At 36.8% G+C, this 20,330-nt stretch carries 19 protein-coding genes; 5 read left to right on the top strand and 14 right to left on the bottom strand.

Annotation, left to right across the window (positions count from 1 at the left end):
• Positions 1-135 precede the first annotated feature (135 nt).
• Together BJ095_RS15490 and BJ095_RS15495 are read right to left on the bottom strand one after the other, a co-directional pair.
• Positions 136-486 carry a hypothetical protein gene (locus BJ095_RS15490; RefSeq protein WP_107936898.1) on the bottom strand — a complete coding sequence of 117 codons (351 nt, stop codon included), beginning with the start codon at positions 484-486 and terminating at the stop codon, positions 136-138.
• A 175-nt stretch (positions 487-661) separates the two neighbouring features.
• Positions 662-1,657: a DGQHR domain-containing protein gene (locus BJ095_RS15495; RefSeq protein WP_036178749.1), complete on the bottom strand. Its 996-nt coding sequence runs from the start codon at positions 1,655-1,657 to the stop codon at positions 662-664.
• A gap of 136 nt (positions 1,658-1,793) precedes the next feature.
• Between BJ095_RS15495 and BJ095_RS15500 the strand changes: the two genes are divergently transcribed.
• The gene (locus BJ095_RS15500) at positions 1,794-2,147 is read left to right on the top strand and encodes a helix-turn-helix domain-containing protein (protein ID WP_036178752.1); all 354 of its coding nucleotides are present in this window, start codon (positions 1,794-1,796) and stop codon (positions 2,145-2,147) included.
• A 222-nt stretch (positions 2,148-2,369) separates the two neighbouring features.
• Here BJ095_RS15500 and BJ095_RS15505 read toward each other — a convergent pair whose 3' ends face one another.
• From BJ095_RS15505 to BJ095_RS15515, 3 genes are all read right to left on the bottom strand, one after another.
• Positions 2,370-3,296, bottom strand: coding sequence for a beta-propeller domain-containing protein (locus BJ095_RS15505; RefSeq protein WP_107936900.1), 927 nt, complete (start codon positions 3,294-3,296; stop codon positions 2,370-2,372).
• Between the two features lie 154 nt (positions 3,297-3,450).
• Positions 3,451-4,620, bottom strand: coding sequence for a saccharopine dehydrogenase family protein (locus BJ095_RS15510; RefSeq protein WP_107936902.1), 1,170 nt, complete (start codon positions 4,618-4,620; stop codon positions 3,451-3,453).
• 23 nt (positions 4,621-4,643) lie between these two features.
• Positions 4,644-6,125, bottom strand: a complete 1,482-nt coding sequence (locus BJ095_RS15515) for an aldehyde dehydrogenase family protein (RefSeq protein WP_107936904.1) — start codon at positions 6,123-6,125, stop codon at positions 4,644-4,646.
• Between the two features lie 183 nt (positions 6,126-6,308).
• Between BJ095_RS15515 and BJ095_RS15520 the strand changes: the two genes are divergently transcribed.
• Entirely contained in the window at positions 6,309-7,103 is a 795-nt protein-coding gene (locus BJ095_RS15520; protein WP_107936906.1) for a TIGR00266 family protein, read from the top strand.
• Between the two features lie 44 nt (positions 7,104-7,147).
• On the opposite strand, the gene BJ095_RS15525 is transcribed toward BJ095_RS15520, so the two are convergent.
• From BJ095_RS15525 to BJ095_RS15555, 8 genes are all read right to left on the bottom strand, one after another.
• A complete protein-coding gene (locus tag BJ095_RS15525; RefSeq protein ID WP_235867686.1) occupies positions 7,148-8,449 on the bottom strand; it encodes a methyl-accepting chemotaxis protein in 1,302 nt (433 codons plus the stop codon).
• 299 nt (positions 8,450-8,748) lie between these two features.
• Complete coding sequence (locus tag BJ095_RS15530) at positions 8,749-9,186, bottom strand: cell wall hydrolase (protein WP_107936910.1); 438 nt, start codon at positions 9,184-9,186, stop codon at positions 8,749-8,751.
• Between the two features lie 164 nt (positions 9,187-9,350).
• Complete coding sequence (locus tag BJ095_RS15535) at positions 9,351-10,181, bottom strand: undecaprenyl-diphosphate phosphatase (protein WP_107936911.1); 831 nt, start codon at positions 10,179-10,181, stop codon at positions 9,351-9,353.
• A gap of 129 nt (positions 10,182-10,310) precedes the next feature.
• The gene (locus tag BJ095_RS15540; protein ID WP_107936912.1) at positions 10,311-11,390 is read right to left on the bottom strand and encodes a metallophosphoesterase; all 1,080 of its coding nucleotides are present in this window, start codon (positions 11,388-11,390) and stop codon (positions 10,311-10,313) included.
• 812 nt (positions 11,391-12,202) lie between these two features.
• On the bottom strand, positions 12,203-14,401 hold the full coding sequence (locus BJ095_RS15545) for a HAMP domain-containing sensor histidine kinase (protein WP_107936913.1): 2,199 nt from the start codon (positions 14,399-14,401) through the stop codon (positions 12,203-12,205).
• A gap of 17 nt (positions 14,402-14,418) precedes the next feature.
• Positions 14,419-14,562, bottom strand: coding sequence for a hypothetical protein (locus BJ095_RS19115; RefSeq protein ID WP_181418096.1), 144 nt, complete (start codon positions 14,560-14,562; stop codon positions 14,419-14,421).
• Positions 14,546-15,253, bottom strand: a complete 708-nt coding sequence (locus BJ095_RS15550; protein ID WP_107936917.1) for a response regulator transcription factor — start codon at positions 15,251-15,253, stop codon at positions 14,546-14,548. Before BJ095_RS15550 ends, BJ095_RS19115 begins: the two co-directional genes overlap by 17 nt.
• A gap of 101 nt (positions 15,254-15,354) precedes the next feature.
• Positions 15,355-16,221, bottom strand: a complete 867-nt coding sequence (locus BJ095_RS15555) for a DMT family transporter (RefSeq protein ID WP_107936918.1) — start codon at positions 16,219-16,221, stop codon at positions 15,355-15,357.
• A gap of 392 nt (positions 16,222-16,613) precedes the next feature.
• Here BJ095_RS15555 and exaC point away from each other — a divergent pair, with 392 nt between their 5' ends.
• From exaC to BJ095_RS15570, 3 genes are all read left to right on the top strand, one after another.
• The gene (gene exaC / locus BJ095_RS15560; RefSeq protein WP_107936920.1) at positions 16,614-18,134 is read left to right on the top strand and encodes an acetaldehyde dehydrogenase ExaC; all 1,521 of its coding nucleotides are present in this window, start codon (positions 16,614-16,616) and stop codon (positions 18,132-18,134) included.
• A 19-nt stretch (positions 18,135-18,153) separates the two neighbouring features.
• Entirely contained in the window at positions 18,154-18,516 is a 363-nt protein-coding gene (locus BJ095_RS15565) for a DUF779 domain-containing protein (protein ID WP_107936922.1), read from the top strand.
• Between the two features lie 157 nt (positions 18,517-18,673).
• Positions 18,674-18,904 (top strand): DNA-binding protein, encoded by a 231-nt coding sequence (locus BJ095_RS15570; protein ID WP_107936924.1) that lies wholly within the window; start codon positions 18,674-18,676, stop codon positions 18,902-18,904.
• A 70-nt stretch (positions 18,905-18,974) separates the two neighbouring features.
• On the opposite strand, the gene BJ095_RS15575 is transcribed toward BJ095_RS15570, so the two are convergent.
• On the bottom strand, positions 18,975-19,961 hold the full coding sequence (locus tag BJ095_RS15575; protein ID WP_107936926.1) for a homoserine dehydrogenase: 987 nt from the start codon (positions 19,959-19,961) through the stop codon (positions 18,975-18,977).
• Positions 19,962-20,330 lie beyond the last annotated feature (369 nt).

Below are 20,330 nucleotides of genomic sequence, written 5' to 3' on the forward strand. Positions count from 1 at the left end.
AAAACGCCAAAAATCCCTACTTTTATATTGAAAGCAGGGATTTTACTCTGTATCCAATTAAAAATTTTTAAATTAAAGCACTACACTACATTGAACAGAGTTAAACAACACTATTCATCTAAACTTACCGTTTGTTTAATTTGACTTCTTCACAATCTCATTATCTCCGTTTAGTCTTTTCATAATGAGTCTTCGCTTTTTTGCTTCTTTATACAAGTAATCGAGAAAAATATCATTATCTTTTGGAAATCTATACGAACAGCTTAATTCATTGTAGATAGATTGCTTTTCTTCTTCCAAAATAACTTGTTCTTCTAAGTTATTAAAAAACCATTCATGAAGATAATTTGATGAAAGACCTCGTTTTTTTCTAATTTCTAAATACTCACTATGGAAAATCATATACTCTACATTGTCCCAAAAGATTTCATCCGCAATAAATATTTTTGTAGTTTTATTCTTTAAACTAATTAATTTAGTTTTCACCTAACTTTTCCTCTCTTTATTATAATAACTATAAATTTAAACATTCTGCGCTTAAAAATTAGAGTAAGTTTCACCTCTACACATTATCGCTATATTTCTCTACTATTCTCTTTAAAATAAAAGACCAGAACGAACAAGTCCTGGTCCTACTTACATTTTATACGCTGTTAAATACCTAACCTTTAACACAATTTAATATATCCCCCGATAACATATAAGCGCCAGGCAAACCTTTTAAATATCTTAGATCCCCACTTCCAGACCAATCAATATCTTTCAAATTGGCTAACAAACTTGCTATTTTAGCTGAATCTGGTTGATTAGATTTAGGTAAATAATTTTCATTAATTATCTTGTTCCCAGCGATAGCCAATGCGTATAAACAAGTAATATGGGTTAATCTATATAATTTGTTGTCTTCCCATTCTTCAGGAAATAGTTGTTTAATTAAATTGAAATAAAATAGCGCTAAATTAAGTTTCTTTTCTTTAGATAGGTTCTCTAACTCTGAATTTTTAGTTAAATATTTTATAATGTTATATAAGTTTAGAAGAGTAATATTTTTCTCTTTAGTTCTTTTTCCAATTAAAGTACCCTTACTAAAGAATGGACTCTCTGGCTTAAGAATTAAATTAGTTGCAACCCAACTAATTTCATCACTATCTCTATTTAAATAACGACTTAATGAAGTACCTATCCCCTTCGCTTTTGTATTAATAACGTCAAACAATTTAATTTCTTCGTCTTCATCTAAATAGTGAAAAGCTAAAAATGGGACGTTTAATGTTGTATCTGTTTCTTTTATATATTCCTTTATTCCCCCTAGTCTATGTTGACCATCCATAAGCGTCGCTTTCTTCTTACAAATTAATCTTCCATAATTAGGACGATGATTATCATAGGCATGAAATTCCCAATTCCCAGCAGCATTTAGCAAGATAGGCGTATAAAGAGCATCTTCTCCTTGTGAAAGGTAATTTGCAAAGTCTTTACAACGTTTATTATCTATAGGACGTTGATATCCTTTTCCAGAAGAATCATTATAAAGTTTTGAATATGAAAAATTAACCGCTACCTGAGAGGATACAAAGCCTTGATAAGAAACACGACCCCTCATTTTGGATTGGATTACATTTTCTATTGCTATATTTGAAGGTAAACTATTACTCATAATAAATAGATCTCCTTATTAAAAATTTGATACTACGAAATTATAGTACTTATAAGTACAAAAATCAATAAAAGTTATATTATATGTATCTTTAACCCTTTTAAACCCTCACTTAGTCTTAAGATGAGGTGATTTTATGGATAGTTTAGTGAAGTTAGTTGGTATGAGGATTAAGGAAATAAGAAAATCAAAAAAAATGACGCAAGATGAACTTGCAGAGAAAAGTGGCCTTCAAACATCATATTTAGCCGGTGTAGAACGAGGAGACAGAAACATTACCTTACAAACGCTTGAAAAAATAATAGTAGGCCTAAATGAAGTACCTGCGAATATTTTTAGTTTTGAAAGTTTAGACATCAATGAAGGACACTTCGAGAAAAAAGAGTTGATTACGTTGCTACTTAATCTAATTCAAAATAAAAATGAGACAGAAATTCGTTTAATTTTAAATATTGCTACAGATGTTTTTAATACCTATAAAGGAAATTAACAAACAGCTAAAATCACAAGCTGTTTGTTTCGGACAAATACGATAAACCTCATATTTTGCCATCCAAATCTTCAAACGTAACATTGAATACAAATACATATATACGAATAATTATGTAAACGATGATAAAAATCAAACATATCTTTTTTATTTCACACAAATGCCCTTTGGTGGAAATTAATATAACAATGAGTTTTACTCACTCGGTTGAATTTCACCCAACTATTTTGGGAATATAAGACCTCTGTAAAGGGTATTGCCATATTTACGAACCCCATTCATATATCCATCTTGGCCAATTTCTCTAATTAGCTTAGGATTTTCTGCATTCTTCACATTATAAAAGGCTGCCTTTGTGATCGTCATTCCACTAACATAGTCATCCTTTTTCGTTTCGATATATTGATCTATAATGACAATCAGCATGTCGTTTTGAATCATTAGCTGAGTTGGATAGCTATTTGCATCTAATGTGATTTTACTAGCGACCTTTAATTTAGGATTTGTTGCATCTGTTATAACAATCTGATTATCTAGGATTGTATAAATATATCGACCATCTGTTGCTACAATATCTCCTTCTTCAATATCTTCAACCTGGTTATTAGTTGAAGAATGGGAAGGACCAGCTTCCCCATCTGCACTTGCCTTATCGGACGCCTCGGAAAAAGTCTCTAACTCTCTACTTTCCTCGACCGCTAAGCTTCGATTTTTTGATTCTCTATTTAAAATTGTTTGGAAGTAGTCTTGTAAGTCTTGAACTGATGAAATCTTCTCTATTTCCTCGATAACCTTAAACTCGATTACTTGTTTTTTCGTATTAAAAGATTTCTTTTCAAATGCTGGTTCTTCAACATGGAGAATATATTGACCTGGCATTAAATTTTCAACTGTTAAAGATTGTTTAGCAGCATCTAATGTAAGTGTTGCATCCACGGGATTACCATCAGAATTTGTTACAAAAATCTCTCGATCCTTAATGCTACTCTCATCAATAGCTTTAGAAAAATGAACATGATAAGGCTGATTTAACATAACCGTTGATGCACTCATCACTTCAAGCTTGTGCCCAAAAAAGAATAAAACAAGACTAGTAATCATCGCAATTGCCACTACTAATATTCCACCTGCAAATATCCTTCGTTTCAAGTAATTGCCTCCTTTGATTCTTCTGTTTGATTGATTAGACCTTTATAATTTGATTTCGTTTCACCATTTGTTAAAAAATTCTAAAATAAATTCTTCTACAAATAAAAAACCCAAAAGCGAGGTTAACCGACTTTTGGGTAATCATTATAAATTTTCACCACTTCACTATCGTAGAACGGTGAGAGGTTTCTTTTATCATCACACCGCGCTTAGCCATTTCTTCAATATAATCCTTCCCTGGTACAACCAATTCAGGCGGGAAAACGCCTCGTTCTTGGATTACGCCACTTCCAACCATAACAGCCACCGCCGCGATGGTACACGCCGTAGCCCTTGCCATTGCAGTCATCGTTGTCTTTTGATCCCTTTTAATGTTCAATTCGTATTCATAGGTAACTTGCTCGCCCGATTTTTCACCTGAAACAATCACCCGTAATAATACGGCATCTTCCTTATCTCCTAAATCCAGCTTTTTCTTTAAGGCTTCTCGTACAACATCCCGAACCAATACTTGCTGGCCATCGACTTCTACGATATTTTCCTTACTTAGAAACCCTAATTCATTTAGAAGCTTGAACTGATCAGCATGCCCTTTATAACGAATTGTTTTATACTCTAACGTTTTGATATGCGGGAATGTATTAATAAGTGTTGAAGTTCCACCAGAAGTATAAAAGGCTTCCAATACACCATAGTTATCAAAATAGATTGGCTCAACGCCAGATAGAGACGGCACCTCTGTTAATTTCCCACCTTGGATTACCTTCGCAGGCTCTGTATAATGATCAAAAACTCCTTCTAGGGAGAATACCAATGTGTAGTTTAACGGTGGCTCCGGTTTAGTTGGAATTCCCCCAACAAATAGCTTTATGGATTCCACCGTATCTAATTTTGAAACGCCATAGCCAGCTAAAATGTTAATCATACCTGGCGCTACCCCTAAATCCGGTATTAAAGTGACATTCTTTGCTTTTGCTTCTTCAGTGAGCGTTAGCAAATACTCCGTTACTTCCCCAATATGTCCACCTAAATCAACGGAGTGAACACCTACTTCAATAGCTGTTTTAGCTACCGCTTTATTAAATTCATAAAAGAGTGCATTAACGCAAACGTCTCCTTTAGACATGACCGATCTTAGGTCGTCTTCATTTCTTGCGTTAAGTGCAACTACTTCAATTTTTTCTGTTTGAAGGGAGTCTACAAATTTTTGAGCAACAGCCGTATCTATATCTGCTAAATATATTTTCTCTACCTTTTCACTAGAATTTAAATCTCGTGCAACCTCTTTCCCCATCAAGCCGGCGCCTAAAACTACAACTTTCATAACACACATCCCCTTTTCGTCGTTTAGTTTTCCGTATCAATTTGCGCTCTTTGAAGCTTTCCACTGTAGTCAATGTAAATGCTTTTCCATTCTGTATAAACGTCCAAAGCTGCTTGACCTGAATCACGGTGTCCATTTCCAGTACCTTTTGTCCCCCCAAAAGGCAAATGAATTTCCGCTCCTGTCGTTCCTGCGTTAACATATACAATGCCCGTATCTAGATCTCTTTGGGCTTTAAATATTTTATTAACATCCTGTGAGAAGATAGAACTCGACAAACCAAATTTCACACTGTTATTTACTTCGATGGCTTCTTCTAAACTAGTAACCTCAATAATACTTAGTACTGGACCAAATATTTCTTCCTGTGCGATGACCATATCATTTTGGACATCTGTAAAGACTGTTGGCTCATAATAGTAGCCTCTGTCAAATGGTGGTGCTGTTAGCGCTTTACCGCCAACCAATAATTTAGCACCTTCTTGCTTTCCAATTTGAACATAATGATTGATTTTCTCTAATGCAGCACCGTTAATAACAGGACCAATTTTATTATTCTCATCAAGGCCATCTCCAATTGTTAGCCTGCTAATATGCTCAACAAGCATTTGTTCTAGCTCATTTTTCACATCTTTATGCACAATCACACGGCTACAGGCAGTGCAACGTTGTCCTGCTGTACCAAAAGCACTCCAAATAATGCCCTCTGCAGCTAATTGTAAATCAGCATCCTCCATTACAATGACTGCATTTTTACCGCCCATTTCAAGAGACACCTTTTTTAAATGCCTACCGCCTAATTCAGCTATTTTACTTCCCGTTTCAGTAGATCCAGTAAAGGAGATTACTTTTACATCAGGATGTTCGATTATCTCTGTACCTACAGTAGAGCCTGCACCAAAAACAACATTTGCTACACCAGATGGTAAGCCTACTTCTTGAAAAATTTTAGCCATTTCGTAGGCCATCATCGGTGTTTCTGTTGCCGGCTTCCAAACAAATGTATTTCCTGCAACCAGGGCAGGGAAGGACTTCCATGTAGCAATAGCAATCGGGAAATTCCAAGGCGTAATGAGCCCCACTACTCCAATCGGCGCTCGAACGCTCATAGCAAATTTGTCAGCAAGCTCTGAAGGGGTTGTTTCACCAAATAGGCGTCTACCCTCACCAGCCATATAAAATGCCATATCTATGCCTTCTTGAACCTCACCTCTTGCTTCCTCAATTACCTTTCCCATTTCTTTTGTTAGAATTTGAGCAAGGTATTCCTTCTTTTCTTTTAATCTATGTCCAATCTCATATAAAAAGTCAGCGCGTTTAGGTGCTGGTGTTAGTGCCCAAGACTTTTGAGCTTTTCTTGCAGCTGCAACAGCTTCTGCAACTTGAGACTTTGTTGATAGTGGAACAATTGCAAGCTGTTCACCATTTGCTGGATTCACAACAGGAATAGTTTGAAGTTCTTCATTAGACATCCATTTACCGCCGATAAAATTTTGAAGTTCCATATACATCCTCCTCATTTTTACGTTCGAGTTATCATATAGAATCGCTCTATGTTCTCTATCCTTTCAAAACCCTCTTTATAGTTTATTAATACAAAGTTAAATTTATTAGATGAAACTTTTAAAGAGGGAAAACGTAACCTTTAATGGTATATATTTATTAATGACTTTAGGAGGTTATGAATAATGAACAATCATGAAATAGATTTCAAACTGTATGGGGACGATATGCAATTTGTAGAAGTTGAGTTAGATCCAAACGAAACGGCAGTGGCGGAAGCAGGAAGCTTAATGATGATGGATGAAGCCATTAAAATGGAAACTATTTTCGGTGACGGTTCTAAAGGCAACGGCGGTATTATGGGTAGATTAATGGGTGCCGGGAAACGTATGCTTACTGGCGAAAGTTTATTTATGACTACCTTCACCAATGTTGGTCAGGGTAAAAAACATGTTTATTTTGCATCTCCATATCCAGGAAAAATCATCCCAATGGACTTAAGTGTTTATAATGGGAAAATCATATGTCAAAAGGATGCGTTTTTAGCTGCGGCAAAGGGTGTGTCAGTCGGCATTGAATTCCAACGTAAGCTTGGGGTTGGTTTCTTCGGTGGTGAAGGCTTCATTATGCAAAAGCTTGAAGGTGATGGTATGGCCTTTATTCATGCTGGTGGTGCTATCAAAAGAATTGGTCTACAGCCAGGGCAAAAAATCCTTGTAGATACAGGCTGTCTGGTGGCTATGACTTCTGATGTCCAATATAATATTGAACCTGTTAGCGGCGTTAAAACTGCCCTGTTTGGTGGGGAAGGAATCTTCCTTGCTTCTTTAAAGGGTCCGGGAACTGTTTGGGTGCAATCTCTACCATTTAGCCGATTAGCGAGTAAAGTATTTGCTGCTGCTCCTGTTAGCCAAGGTGGAGGCGGCCAAAATGCTGGTGAAGGCGGTATTGGTGGCTTGTTTAATCTCTTCAATAAATAATATTAATATAAGGTTGAGAGTCTCTTTAAAAGAGACTCTCCATTTTAAAATTGGCTAATCGTGTCCTTTAAGGTTGTGGAGGCAAGCTCAAGCTGATGGACTGAATCACCTATATGCTCAACAATGTTTGATAATTCTCCGACCTGCTTTCCGACATTTTCAAAATCTAAAATCGTTGCATCAACAGAGGCAGAGATTTTTTCAAAGGATTGCAGGGATTTATCGTTTTGCAAAATCCCATCCTCTACTAGATTTTGAATTTGATGAATGGACTCAATAACTTGAGTGGTAGCAACACTCGACATTCCAATTAATGTAGCAATTTTCTCAACGGATTGCTTCGTTTGGTCAGCTAGCTTTCGTACTTCATCTGCAACAACAGCAAAGCCCTTCCCATGCTCACCTGCGCGTGCCGCTTCAATAGCAGAGTTTAAAGCTAATAGATTCGTTTGACCTGCTATATTTTTTACAATCTCAACAACTGCCTGAATTTCTGAGGAAGAATGATTTAAGTCCTCAACCAATTTAGTCATTACTATTGTATTTTTATTAATTTCCTTCGTTTGCTTACTTAAATGCTGTAGCTGTTTATAGCCTTCCCCTGACGCTTCCTTCGTCCCTTGTGCATCCTGAATACTATTTTGCAATACTTCTATTACCTTTTTTGTATTGGCAACTAAGTCTGAAACTGTCGTATTTGTTAATATCGATTGATCTTCAAGTGTAACAGAAATGCTCCCAATTACTTCCTTCACCTGTGCTTTAACATTTTGTTGCTGGTCCATCAATGCATTTGAAGCTACTCGATCATACTCATCCAAAACAATTTGCTGCTCAAAGCTAAAAATCTTTCTTACTGCTTGAATCGCTTTTCGTGCCTCTATGTAATCTAAATTTAAAGCGAAGATAATTTCTTGAATTTTAGCCTCTAAATTATAAAAGGATGCTAAATACCATTTTGTTTTTAACCCTATTAACACATGCATATTTGCAACCTTTCTTCTTACCTCAATGAAATGATCATCGATACGACCATCAAACATTTCAATCATATGGTGTTTTAATGTTTGGTGAAGTCTACCAGATGTATCATAGGTTGCTATCAAACTCTCGAATTCTCCCCCCGTTCCAATTACATCATAAAAGATTTCTACAATTTCTTTAATTTCTAATTCGACATAGGGCTTTATAAATCGAATAATATGTAAATCTTCTTCCGTAAGTCCAATAATTTTTAGCTGAAGTAAAAGATCTGCGTCTCCAATAAAAATTCCTACATTTGGGTAATTTTCTTTGTATATTGAATTTTTGACCTCTTTTTTCTTTAAAGCGAACAAATGGTTCACCCCTCAATCATTATTTGATATTAAAATTCACTCAATAGAAACGATGTATCAAATGTAATAAAAAGGAACTATTCTAATATTTTTAATATAAGGTCTCTTTTAAAAACATTCAATATTTTTATGACACTTATCAAAAACTTAATATTTCAGCTGTTGAAAGACAAAAATTTGTTGTGACTTTTCTCACACTCCCAACTCATCGATAAGCCTTTCAAAAATTAAAAAAGGAACTCCTTTTCACTAGGAAGTTCCCTTTAACATGTTAAATACTCAAATCATATTCAAGCTTTATTTAACACTTAGATATAAACCCCTTCACACGTTCCAGCTGCCGGTTCATAATAGCAGTGATTTTTAAATTGTCCTGCAAACGGCTGATCATACCAAGTTGGAGGGCACGGTGCATACGGATTAAAATACCAAAGAGCGTATTTGCCCGGATGTTCTCTCCAATAATCCAACACCTGTTTTGCTAACCTTTGTTCGTTTGCTCGCGCAGGATTATAAAATAGATTCCCCTTCTGAACTGCTTCAAAGGAATAGTTGCCTCCCTGTACATGATAAATAACGTCCTCAATCGATCGTAAATCCCTAAAGTCCAAGCAATTCGACACAAGTCGATTCACAATTACATTCCCAACGTAAAGCATTCCTTGATTGCCTTCACCTTCTGCTTCCGCTCTCATCATTCTTGCGATTAAGTCAATATCAGCATCACGGTATTTTACTCTCGCCATTTTCTCACCCCAAATCTATAGTATGAAGAAAAGTGTAAGATGATGTCATAATTTGAGAGATGTCTCCCCTTTATCGAAAAATCGATTGAAATCTGAGTGATATATAGCATTTCCTAACAAAATAAAAACGCCTCAAAAGATTAAACTTTTGAGACGTTGGTCTTTTAAAGATATAAAACTACGATTAGAACAATAGCTAAAACAATTCGATAAATTGCAAATGGTACTAGCTTTACTTTTGAAATCAGTTTTAAGAAGAACTTAATGGAAATCAAAGCAAATACAAATGCACTGACAAAACCTATGATATAAAACCCTAAATGATTAGGCTCTAAGTCACTCCAATTTTTGATTAATGACAAGCCACTAGCCCCTGCCATGATTGGAACCGCCATGATAAAGGTAAAGTCAGCAGCCGTTTTATGGTCAAGCCCTAAGATTACCCCACCAGAAATTGTGGCACCCGAACGAGAGAAGCCAGGCCATAAAGATAAGCATTGAATTAACCCTACTTTAAACGCCTTACCATATGAAAGGTCGTCTAAGGATGTAATCGTTGTTTTTCTTTGCCCACTTACTCGATCGGCAATAATCATCCAAATCGCCCCGATGATTAAACCAATAATTACTGTATTGGTAGAGAAAAGATTTTCATCGATAAAATCTTCAAATAATACGCCGAAAACTCCTGCAGGAATAATCCCTACAAATACATGTCCTAAATTAAATTTACGAGAGGCTGTTTGTCCCTCAATTTTATACAAACCTACTAAGCTAAGCATTCGCTTCCACATAACAACCACAACAGCTAAAATTGACCCCAGCTGAATCACAATTTTAAATGTATTCGCTGATCCGCTGCCTAAAAAGTCCTTTGTGTTCAGCCATAAATCATCGACGATAATCATATGCCCTGTTGATGAAACCGGAGCAAATTCCGTCATCCCCTCAACAAAACCAAGGATTATCGCCTTAATCAAATCGAAAAATTCCATAAGTTCTTTTTGTCTCCTCACATTTTTTTACTTATTACCAATAACAATTAAATCACTTCTAAATAAAGTCCTAATTTACAATACATGAAGCATTTTTTATTGTCTATACGTCTCGAGCTGTATTCGGGACTAATTCCCTTTAAATTTAATATCCACTATCCATAGCTCCGAACGACTGCCGATACGCATCGGCGGTCCCCAAAAACCAAATCCAGAGGAAACAAGTGCATGCATGTCCCCTTTTTTCATATGACCATAATCCAACTCAAAGATTCGATCAGTGATAAAATTATTCGGCCAAAGCTGCCCTAGATGCGTATGACCTGACATATGCAGATCCACTCCAGCATCCTGAGGCTCATGTAAGTCATTTGGCGTATGGTTCATGACAATCCAAGGCATCTCAACATTTTCTGGCTTTAATTCTTGAATTGCTTTTCTCTCATGATTTGTAACATCTTCCTGGCCTGTTAAATAAAAACGATTTCCAACTAAAATAGTTTCATCCATTAAAATTTGAACATTCGATTCCTTCATTTCTTCTATAAATTCCGGAATTTTTCCTCCATAGTATTCATGGTTTCCAAGTACTCCATAAACACCATATGTTGCATTTAACTGCTTCATCACTTCGTTCATGCCCTCATCTACAAACCAAACAGGGTCATCATCCACAATATCCCCTACTAATAAAACAGCATCAGGATTCGCTTCGTTTGATAGCTTAACAAATTTCTGTAGGTGATTCTTATGAGAAAGAACCCCTAGATGAAAATCAGAAGCCACTACAAGTCTCATTGGTTCACCAGACTTATCTACGGAAATCTCTAAATTCCGAACCACCGGCGAATACGCATTATATGTACCCCAGGCAAATAGAACAACTAAAAGACCTACAACAACAGACCCGACAACCGCAACATTTTTGTACGGTGTAAACGTAATAAAGAGGTTCGCAATGATACATAATATGAGCCCGTACTCAAAAAAGAACATCCAATAATTACCGACAATCGACATAGGGCTAAGAAAAGGATGCACTCGCCCAATCAGAAAACCAAAAGCAATTACAAAGAAAATAATCCAATAAATAATCGGCCAACGAAATACATGAATAGCCTCAAGCCACTTTTTCAAATTCATCCCTAAATAAGCCGTAATCGTACTATATAAAATGAGCGCAAACGTTATGCCCAATATCCTTCCCATCTGTATAATCCTCCCAAAATTTTAATATTTAAAAGTATACCATGTCGGGATAAGATGTATCATATTTGGAGTTCTCGGGATGGTGAGGGGGTAGAGGGGGGAACTGTAGGCGTGATTGCTACCTTTTGTTTGTGGATGCTTTTCACTTCGGTGCAGTTCGGGTGGGATTGCTACCTTTCGTTAGTGGATTCGTTTCCTTTCGTCTTAATACCGGCGCGTTTGCTACCTTTCATTAGTGGATTCGTTTCCTTTCGTCGCAATTCTGGCCGGTTTGCTCCCTTTCGTTAGTGGATTCGTCTCCTATCGTCTTAATTCTGGCCGGTTTGCTCCCTTTCATTAGTGGATTCGTCTCCTATCGTCTTAATACTGGCCGGTTTGCTCCCTTTCATTAGTGGATTCGTTTCCTTTCGTCTTAATACTGGCACGTTTGCTACCTTTCATTAGTGGATTCGTTTCCTTTCGTCTTAATACTGGCGCGTTTGCTACCTTCCATTAGTGGATTCGTTTCCTTTCGTCTTAATACTGGCGCGTTTGCTACCTTCTAATAGTAGATTTGCTTCATATCGTCGCAATACTGACCGGTTTGCTCCCTTTCATTAGTGGATTCGTTTCCTTTCGTCTTAATACCGGCGCGTTTGCTACCTTTCATTAGTGGATTTGCTTCATATCGTCTCAATCCCAGCTTTATCACTTCTTTACAAGCCCCTCGTAACACGCTTCACACTGACTTCCTTTGTCGCTGCCAAACTATCACAAAAAAGGAGAAAAACATGGATTGTTTTTCTCCTCTCTATTATCTTTTGCAAGGTTATTTAATATTCGGCTGGTACTGATACTGTAACTTTAAACAAATCGCCATCCACATCTATGCTTAGTCGTCCGTTGTGTAAATCAGCTATGGATTGTGCAATGGCTAAACCTAAGCCGGAGCCATCTGTGTGGCGAGACGCATCGGCACGTTTAAAGCGTTCCGTTAGTTCATCTACATTTTCATCCAACTCATATTTTGAGATATTTTTCACTGTGAATTCTGCTGATGAACCACTTTGCTTCAATGTAATGTAAATTCTTGTCCCCTCTAATGAGTACTTTAATGCATTTACAATCAGGTTATCGATTACACGCCACATTTTTTGCCCATCAACATAGGCAAATAGAGGTTGTTCTGGCATCAAAACGCGCAAATCAAAATTAGACTTTGCGAACTCTTCCTCATGTTCACCAATTGATTGCTTTAAAAGCTGAGTTAAATCCAATCGTTGCTTCGTTATCTCAATATTGCCGCTCGCCATTTTGGAAACTTCGAATAAATCCTCTATTAACGTTTTCAAGCGCGCTGATTTTTTATCTAACACGTCGATGTATTGTTTACGTTCTTCTTCTGTCAAATTAGGATTTTTCAACAGGTCGGTATACGTAATAATTGATGTTAATGGCGTTCTTAAATCATGACTAACATTGGTAATGAGCTCTGTTTTCATACGCTCACTTTTCGCCTGCTCAGTCATCGAGTTTCTAACACCTTCACGTAAATCATTTAAATTGGCTGCATGCTTGGCAAAAACTGATTTTCCCTTAACTTTAATTTCAGTAGTTAAACGCCCTGCTGCCATTTCCTCCGTCTGTTTCATAATACGGTTAAGGTAGCCCATTCGACGAAGGAATACTAAAGTGGCAGGTAATGCAATAAAGAATAATAATAGGATATAAATTACTACTAATTCTCCTCCACCTACGCCTGCTCCAACAAATCCTACACCACTTAGGAACGCAACAATCATAATTCCGACTGCCTGCATCCCTATAGAACGATTTAAAAATAAATCCCTCATCCCATCAGCTAAACGATACAGCATCGCTTGTTTAACCTGTTTTTTCATTTTTTCTTCTGTATTAGCAGAATTCCAAGTCCAAATTGATCCCATAATTACTACGAATAGTGATAAGAAGGAAACTAATAAAAATACTAGAAAATCAAATGAAATCGATAGTGTATCAGCTGAGTAATAAAATAAATTTCTAATTGTATATCCAAGACTATCTAGTGCAGCAAATAAAACAGTAATCGCTACAATCATTAATACTACTTGAACATCTATAGGAGCTCTTAAGTAAATATTTTGTAGATTGTCATATTCCCCTTTAAATATGTCTCTTGAAGGTCTCGCAAATGTAAACAACCCAACAATTGCTAACACCCCTGTAATCCACACTATATAGAAAATAATTTGTGCAACTTTATAGGACTCATATTCATTCGCAAAGTTTGTATTTTTCAACATCGATTTTGTAATATAGATTGTTCCTATAAACTTCCCAGTTCCTACATCTATTTGAATTTCATCATTCATATAGTTATTACCGAAATTATTAATATGGAACGTATTATTTACGCTTAATGCTGAAATTGAATTAAATTCTTCTTGGTACAAATTTGAACTTTGTTGTGAGCCAGATTCAAAAATTTCACCTGTGTCTATATTTTCAAATCGATAACCAAAATAACTATATTCATTTATAAAATCTTGACGCTCTCTTTTTTGTTCAGCTGCATATTTATTCACAGCTTCTTCTTTTAATTTTCTAATTTTTTCTTCAACATATTCATTACTTTCAAAATTCTTTTTTATATCTGCAATTTTAGTATCCCGCTCAGCAACAAGTACCTCTTTAAGTTCAGTGTCCTTTGCCTCTTCTGCCTGAGTTATTTGATCAATATATTGATAACGAATATTCTCGATTTGTTCCGTTAATGAACCGTAATAATTACGATAATTTTCAATTTCTTCTACCGATACATTTAGCTGCCCTTTAGCTTTGTCGGCATCAAATGGAACTAACACGTAATCCTCTAATTTCTCGATAAAGGCATCTTTAGTACTCTGAAATTCACCCGCTTCAAAATACGATTTAAATAGATAATTATGCGAATGATTGATAAATGTTACGACTGCTAACGCTGACCACGTTATAAGAAAAAGTATGAGGAGTAATTTGCTTTTTGCTTTCATAACCTTTTGTTCCTCCTCTAAAATAATTTCACAAGCATTTTTACCGTTTCATCGATATGTTCATCTATAAACTGCCACGTCTTTGTGATGATAAAGAACATACCGACGACACTTGCGATAAGACTTAGCACCGTTAGGCTTGTCTCAATTTTGCTTTTCAATTTTGTATCCAATGCCCCACACAACCTTTAAGTATCTTGGATTTTTTGGGTCTGTCTCGATTTTTTCACGGATTTTCCTGATGTGTACGGCCACGACGTTTTCCGCATTATAAGCCTCTTCCTTCCACACAAGCTCATAAATTTCGTTAATCGAAAAAACACGCCCTGCATTTCTTAATAACAGCTCGGTAATCTTGTACTCAATCGGTGTTAGCTTCACCAATTCACCATCTAAGCGTACCTCTTTCGCATCCATATCAATTGCTAATCCATTTACCTCAATTTTAGAGCTTTGCTTTGTGTTACCGTTAAACGTTCCCAATTGAACGTAACGTCTAAGTTGCGACTTAACACGAGCAAGTAACTCTAAAGGGTGAAATGGCTTCGTAATGTAATCGTCTGCTCCTACAGAAAGCCCATGGATTTTGTCTGTCTCTTCGGCCTTCGCACTTAACATGATGATGGGAATATTGCGATCTGTGCGAATTTTAAATGTAGCTGTAATTCCATCCATATTTGGCATCATAATATCCAGGATGATTAAATGGACTTCATTATCTTCTAGTAGCTTTAAGGCTTCAGCTCCATCTGCAGCTTTTAATACGTTATAGCCTTCATTTTTTAAATAAATTTCGATCCCATCACGAATGTCTTTGTCATCATCTGTGACGAGCACTGTTAACTTCTCCACTGCCCTCACCTCATCTTTTTCTTATGTTTCTATCATAAAGTTTGAATCTTAATTTATAGTCGCTATAATTCTGAAGAAATTCTTAATATTTTATAAAAAACTTACTCTTCCCTCGTTTTCCGACTCCCCAAAGTCAGCACAATAATCCCACCTAATAATAAAACAACACCTACCCATGAAGTTGGGCTCAGGTATTCTCCAACTAAAAAGACACCAAGCAATGCGGCAGTTAGTGGTTCTGCTAGGGATAATGTTACTGCAGAGGATGAAGAAATTTTCTCTAGCCCTCCTAAAAATAACAGGTAGGCTACACTTGTTGCTGCCAACCCCATGAAAATCATAGGGAACAGATTTTGGTTATCAAACGCCCATATGACACCATCTCCTGAAAACGGTAATAGCAGCAGCGCACATAACGTGAAGGTCATAGCCACTGCCGGAAGCGTTTCTTCTTTTTCTGTTAATTGCTTACTACAATTTGTGTAGAGTGCGAACATTAGCCCGGCACATAAAGCCAATAAAATTCCTAGTGGATTTACTGAAGCTCCCCCTCTATTCACAAATAATAAAACACATCCAATTATCGCTAGAGCGGTTGCAATCGCCCAAATTCCATTCGGCTTTCTTTTCCAAATTGCCCATTCGACTAGACCTGAAAATACGGGAGAGCTCCCAATTGTCACGACTGTTCCTAATGCAACACCAGTAAAGCGAACCGAGGTAAAAAATAGCGATTGGAACAGAGCGATTGTTATTGCCGCTAAAATCGTCCACTTCCACGACCAGGTTTTAAACTTGATTTTTCGCATGAAGAGGGCCAATACAAGTAGCACGCCTCCCCCTATTGCTGATCGTACGCCTGCCACAGCTACGGAAGATACCTCAGCCTGCAAAAAGGTTTGCGTTGTACCCACTGTTCCCCAAAGCATTGCCGCTAATAACACAAATATGTATGACAATAAATTCATCAAATACACCCCGTTTATATGAATCATCTAACTAATACAATAACTTGTTAAATTATACCAAAGTCAGGTGAGGATCGATAACATTTCTTATTAAAAGGAAATAGTGAAAACTGTTGTAGAACACTTATTAGGGGAATTAGCGCAAATTAATAAACTATAAGATTTTCTCGCAAATACTTACTTTCCCTTTATATATGAAGAAATTTCTTTTCGACAAAATCCGATATTTTTTACTTGATAATTTCATGATTAAGGTTCATTATATGAATATAGCAGTAGAAAACTAGTTAAAAAATTCTTCATAGAATATTTTTTTATACGAAAATGTAAGCGTCAACATTTCTATATTTTCGAAGTTTTCACTGTATATACTTCCTAAGGGGGATCACATTATGATCTATGCAAATCCTAACACAGCAGGAGCAATTGTTAATTTTAAAGAGAAGTATGATAACTTTATCGGCGGCGAATGGGTTGCACCGGTAAAAGGACAATATTTTGAAAATAGAACACCAGTAACTGGTGAAGTATTCACAAAAGCAGCACGCTCTACAGTAGAGGACATTGAATTAGCATTGGATGCAGCACATGCAGCAAAAGATGCTTGGGGAAAAACTTCAACTACTGAACGCGCGATTATTTTAAATAAAATTGCAGATCGTTTAGAAGAGAAACTAGAATATCTTGCAGTAGCAGAAACTTGGGAAAACGGGAAAGCTGTTCGTGAAACGTTAAATGCTGATATTCCTTTAGCAATCGACCACTTCCGTTACTTTGCAAGTGCAATTCGTTCACAAGAAGGTCGCACAACACAATTAGATAACGATACAGTAGCTTATCATTTCCAAGAGCCGCTAGGTGTTGTTGGACAAATTATCCCTTGGAACTTCCCTATCCTAATGGCAGTGTGGAAAATTGCACCCGCACTGGCAGCTGGAAACTGTATCGTATTAAAGCCAGCAGAACAAACTCCGGCATCAATCATGGTATTAGTGGAGTTAATTCAAGACCTACTTCCAGCAGGAGTACTAAATATCGTTAATGGCTTCGGTATTGAAGTTGGTAAACCATTAGCAACTAATCCACGAATCGCAAAAATTGCATTCACTGGTTCTACAGCTGTTGGTCGCCAAATTATGCAATATGCAACTGAAAATATTATCCCTGTGACATTAGAGCTTGGGGGTAAATCACCTAACGTGTTCTTCGAAGACATTATGGATCAAGATGATGAATTCCTGGATAAAGCAATTGAAGGATTAGTAATGTTTGCATTAAACAATGGTGAAATTTGTACTTGCCCATCTCGTGCCCTAATTCAGGAGTCGATTTATGAAAAATTCATGGAACGTGCATTAGAGCGCGTTAAAGCGATTAAAGTTGGCAACCCACTTGATACTGATGTAATGATGGGTGCACAAGCTTCTACTCAGCAAAAAGAAAAGATTCTTTCTTATATCCAGCTTGGACAAGAAGAAGGCGCTGAGTTACTAATTGGTGGGGAGGAAAACCATTTAGGTGGTGACCTTGAAAACGGTAACTACATCAAACCAACAGTATTCAAAGGCAACAACAAAATGCGTATCTTCCAAGAAGAAATCTTTGGTCCAGTACTTTCTGTCACTACATTCAAAGATTTCGATGAAGCTATCGAAATCGCTAACGATACACTTTATGGCTTAGGTGCAGGTGTATGGTCACGCAGCGGTGATATCGCTTACCGTGCTGGGCGTGCTATTGAAGCTGGGCGCGTTTGGACAAACACTTACCACAAGTACCCAGCTGGCGCAGCATTTGGTGGGTACAAAATGTCAGGTATTGGCCGCGAAAACCATGCTATGATGCTAGATCACTACCAACAAACAAAATGTTTATTAGTAAGTTATGATAGAAAGCCTCAAGGATTCTTCTAAATCGAAGGGAGATTAGGATATGATAGATCGTGTTATCGCAACAGATGGGGCACTTGAATTCTTAAAGCTGCTTAAAGAAAAACATGAATCTATTATGTTATATCAATCTGGAGGTTGCTGTGATGGCTCTGTACCAATGTGCTACAGAGAAGGAGACTTTCTGTTATCAGATTCTGATGTCTATCTAGGTTCATTAAATGATGTACCCTTCTATATTCATAAAAGCCAATATGAATATTGGAAGCATACACAGCTGATAATTGATGCACTTGCTGGTGGCGGTGCGGAATTCTCGTTAGATAGTATAGAGGATAGACACTTCATTACACGCTCACGAGTTTTCACCGAGGAAGAATATTCAGAGGTAAAACAGCTATTCTAATTAAATAATCGAGCAGTCTGATTGGATGGAAGTTCAATTGGACTGCTCGATTTTGTTTGTAGCGTTTTTTGAAGAATAACTTATAATAAATAAGGGAAATCTCTCATTATTAGTTTGAGAGACTAGAAAATACAATATGGATGGAGGTCACCATAAAATGTATAAAACTGTTGCTGAGACTGCACAAGAAATATCTATGCCCGAGGAACAAGTACTTCGTTACATCTATGCTGGCCGCATTAAAGCAGTGCATGATGGAACTCAATACCTCGTAAACAGTGCTCAATTTGATCTGTATCATGAGCAGCTGGAACGCATCAAAGAGGAAATTGAAATTTGGCGAAATACACCGATTCCTGAAGATCCAGATATTAAGGATGAGGACTAATCTATATCCTTCACTTATAAACGCAAAAAACATCTTGAAGCGCGAATTATTTTTCACGCCTCAAGATGTTTTAAATTGTTACGACAAAGCCCGCACGTTTGCCGATAATTTCTGCATAGTCTTCCACCATGACACTTGCTGTTGGGTACATACCTGCTCCAGGTCCGACCAGTGTTAACGTTCCAATATAATTCGTTTCCATTGTAACTGCATTAAACACGTCATCGATTGGATATAGTGGATGCTCTTTATCTACCAGCATTGGCGCTACTTTTGCATATAGCGATCCATCTGGATACTTTTCAACCTCTGCTACATGACGATACCGTAACCCTTTTTCTATGGAATCAGATACCTGTTCAGCAGAAATACTGTCGATCCCAATTACTTCTACATCTGCCCAGTTTGGCTGATCTCCAAATGCTAATGAGGAAAGAATCATAAGCTTTTTGAATGCATCCTGCCCCGAAATATCATTATATGGATCAGCCTCTGCATAACCCAGTACCTGTGCTTCCTTTAAGGCATCTTCAAACGACCAGCCTTCTGCACGCATTTTTGTCAAAATATAATTTGTTGTACCATTTAAAACCCCTTGAATTCTGGAAACATCATTTACTAATAGAATATTCTTCATGGTTTTAATAACTGGTACCCCACCTGCTGTTGTTGCTTCATATCCAACAAATACGCCATTTTGTCTGGCTAATTCCTGTAATTCCAATCCCCTTTTAGCAAACATTACTTTGTTGGCAGTAACCACATGGCACTTATTTTCGACAGCCTTCTTTAAATAGCCAAATGCAGGCTCTTCGTTTACAATCGCTTCAAAAACGACCTGGATTCCTTTTACAGAAAGGCAATCATCTATACTGTCTGTTAGTAGATGTGCAGTTCCAGGTACGCGTTCCTTTGTTGTATCTCTAACTAGGATTTTTGCTACTTCTAATTCAAGCCCTAGTTTCGCACGCAGCTCTTCACGTTTTTCATTTAAAATATGATATATTCCCTGACCTACTGTGCCAAAACCTAAGATGGCCGCCTTGATTGTTGCCATTTCTATACTCGCCTCCATCTTTACTCTACATGCTACACCATTATTTGGCGTCTACGAATCTAATCTATAAGGATAGGTGATGTACGATTCCTTACATTATCTTACGCCAAACCGATAAGTATATTTCAACACAAAAACAAACAATTCGAAAAATTTAACTTAAGTGAATTTTATCTTATATTTGGAAGGAACTCAAGAACATTCTTCCTAAGGAGGACAAATGTTTTTCTAAGAAGGTCAATAAGATTGATAAAGTATTTCTATTTTAATATGCCTATAATAAATTTCAATTAATTAGCTCGTACTGCTTTTTTTATAAATAAAAAGGCATCTCAGATTCGAGATACCTTTTTAATTTTAATTGATTCG

Origin of the sequence: Ureibacillus chungkukjangi, from assembly GCF_003217295.1 — a bacterium.
GTDB lineage: Bacteria > Bacillota > Bacilli > Bacillales_A > Planococcaceae > Ureibacillus > Ureibacillus chungkukjangi.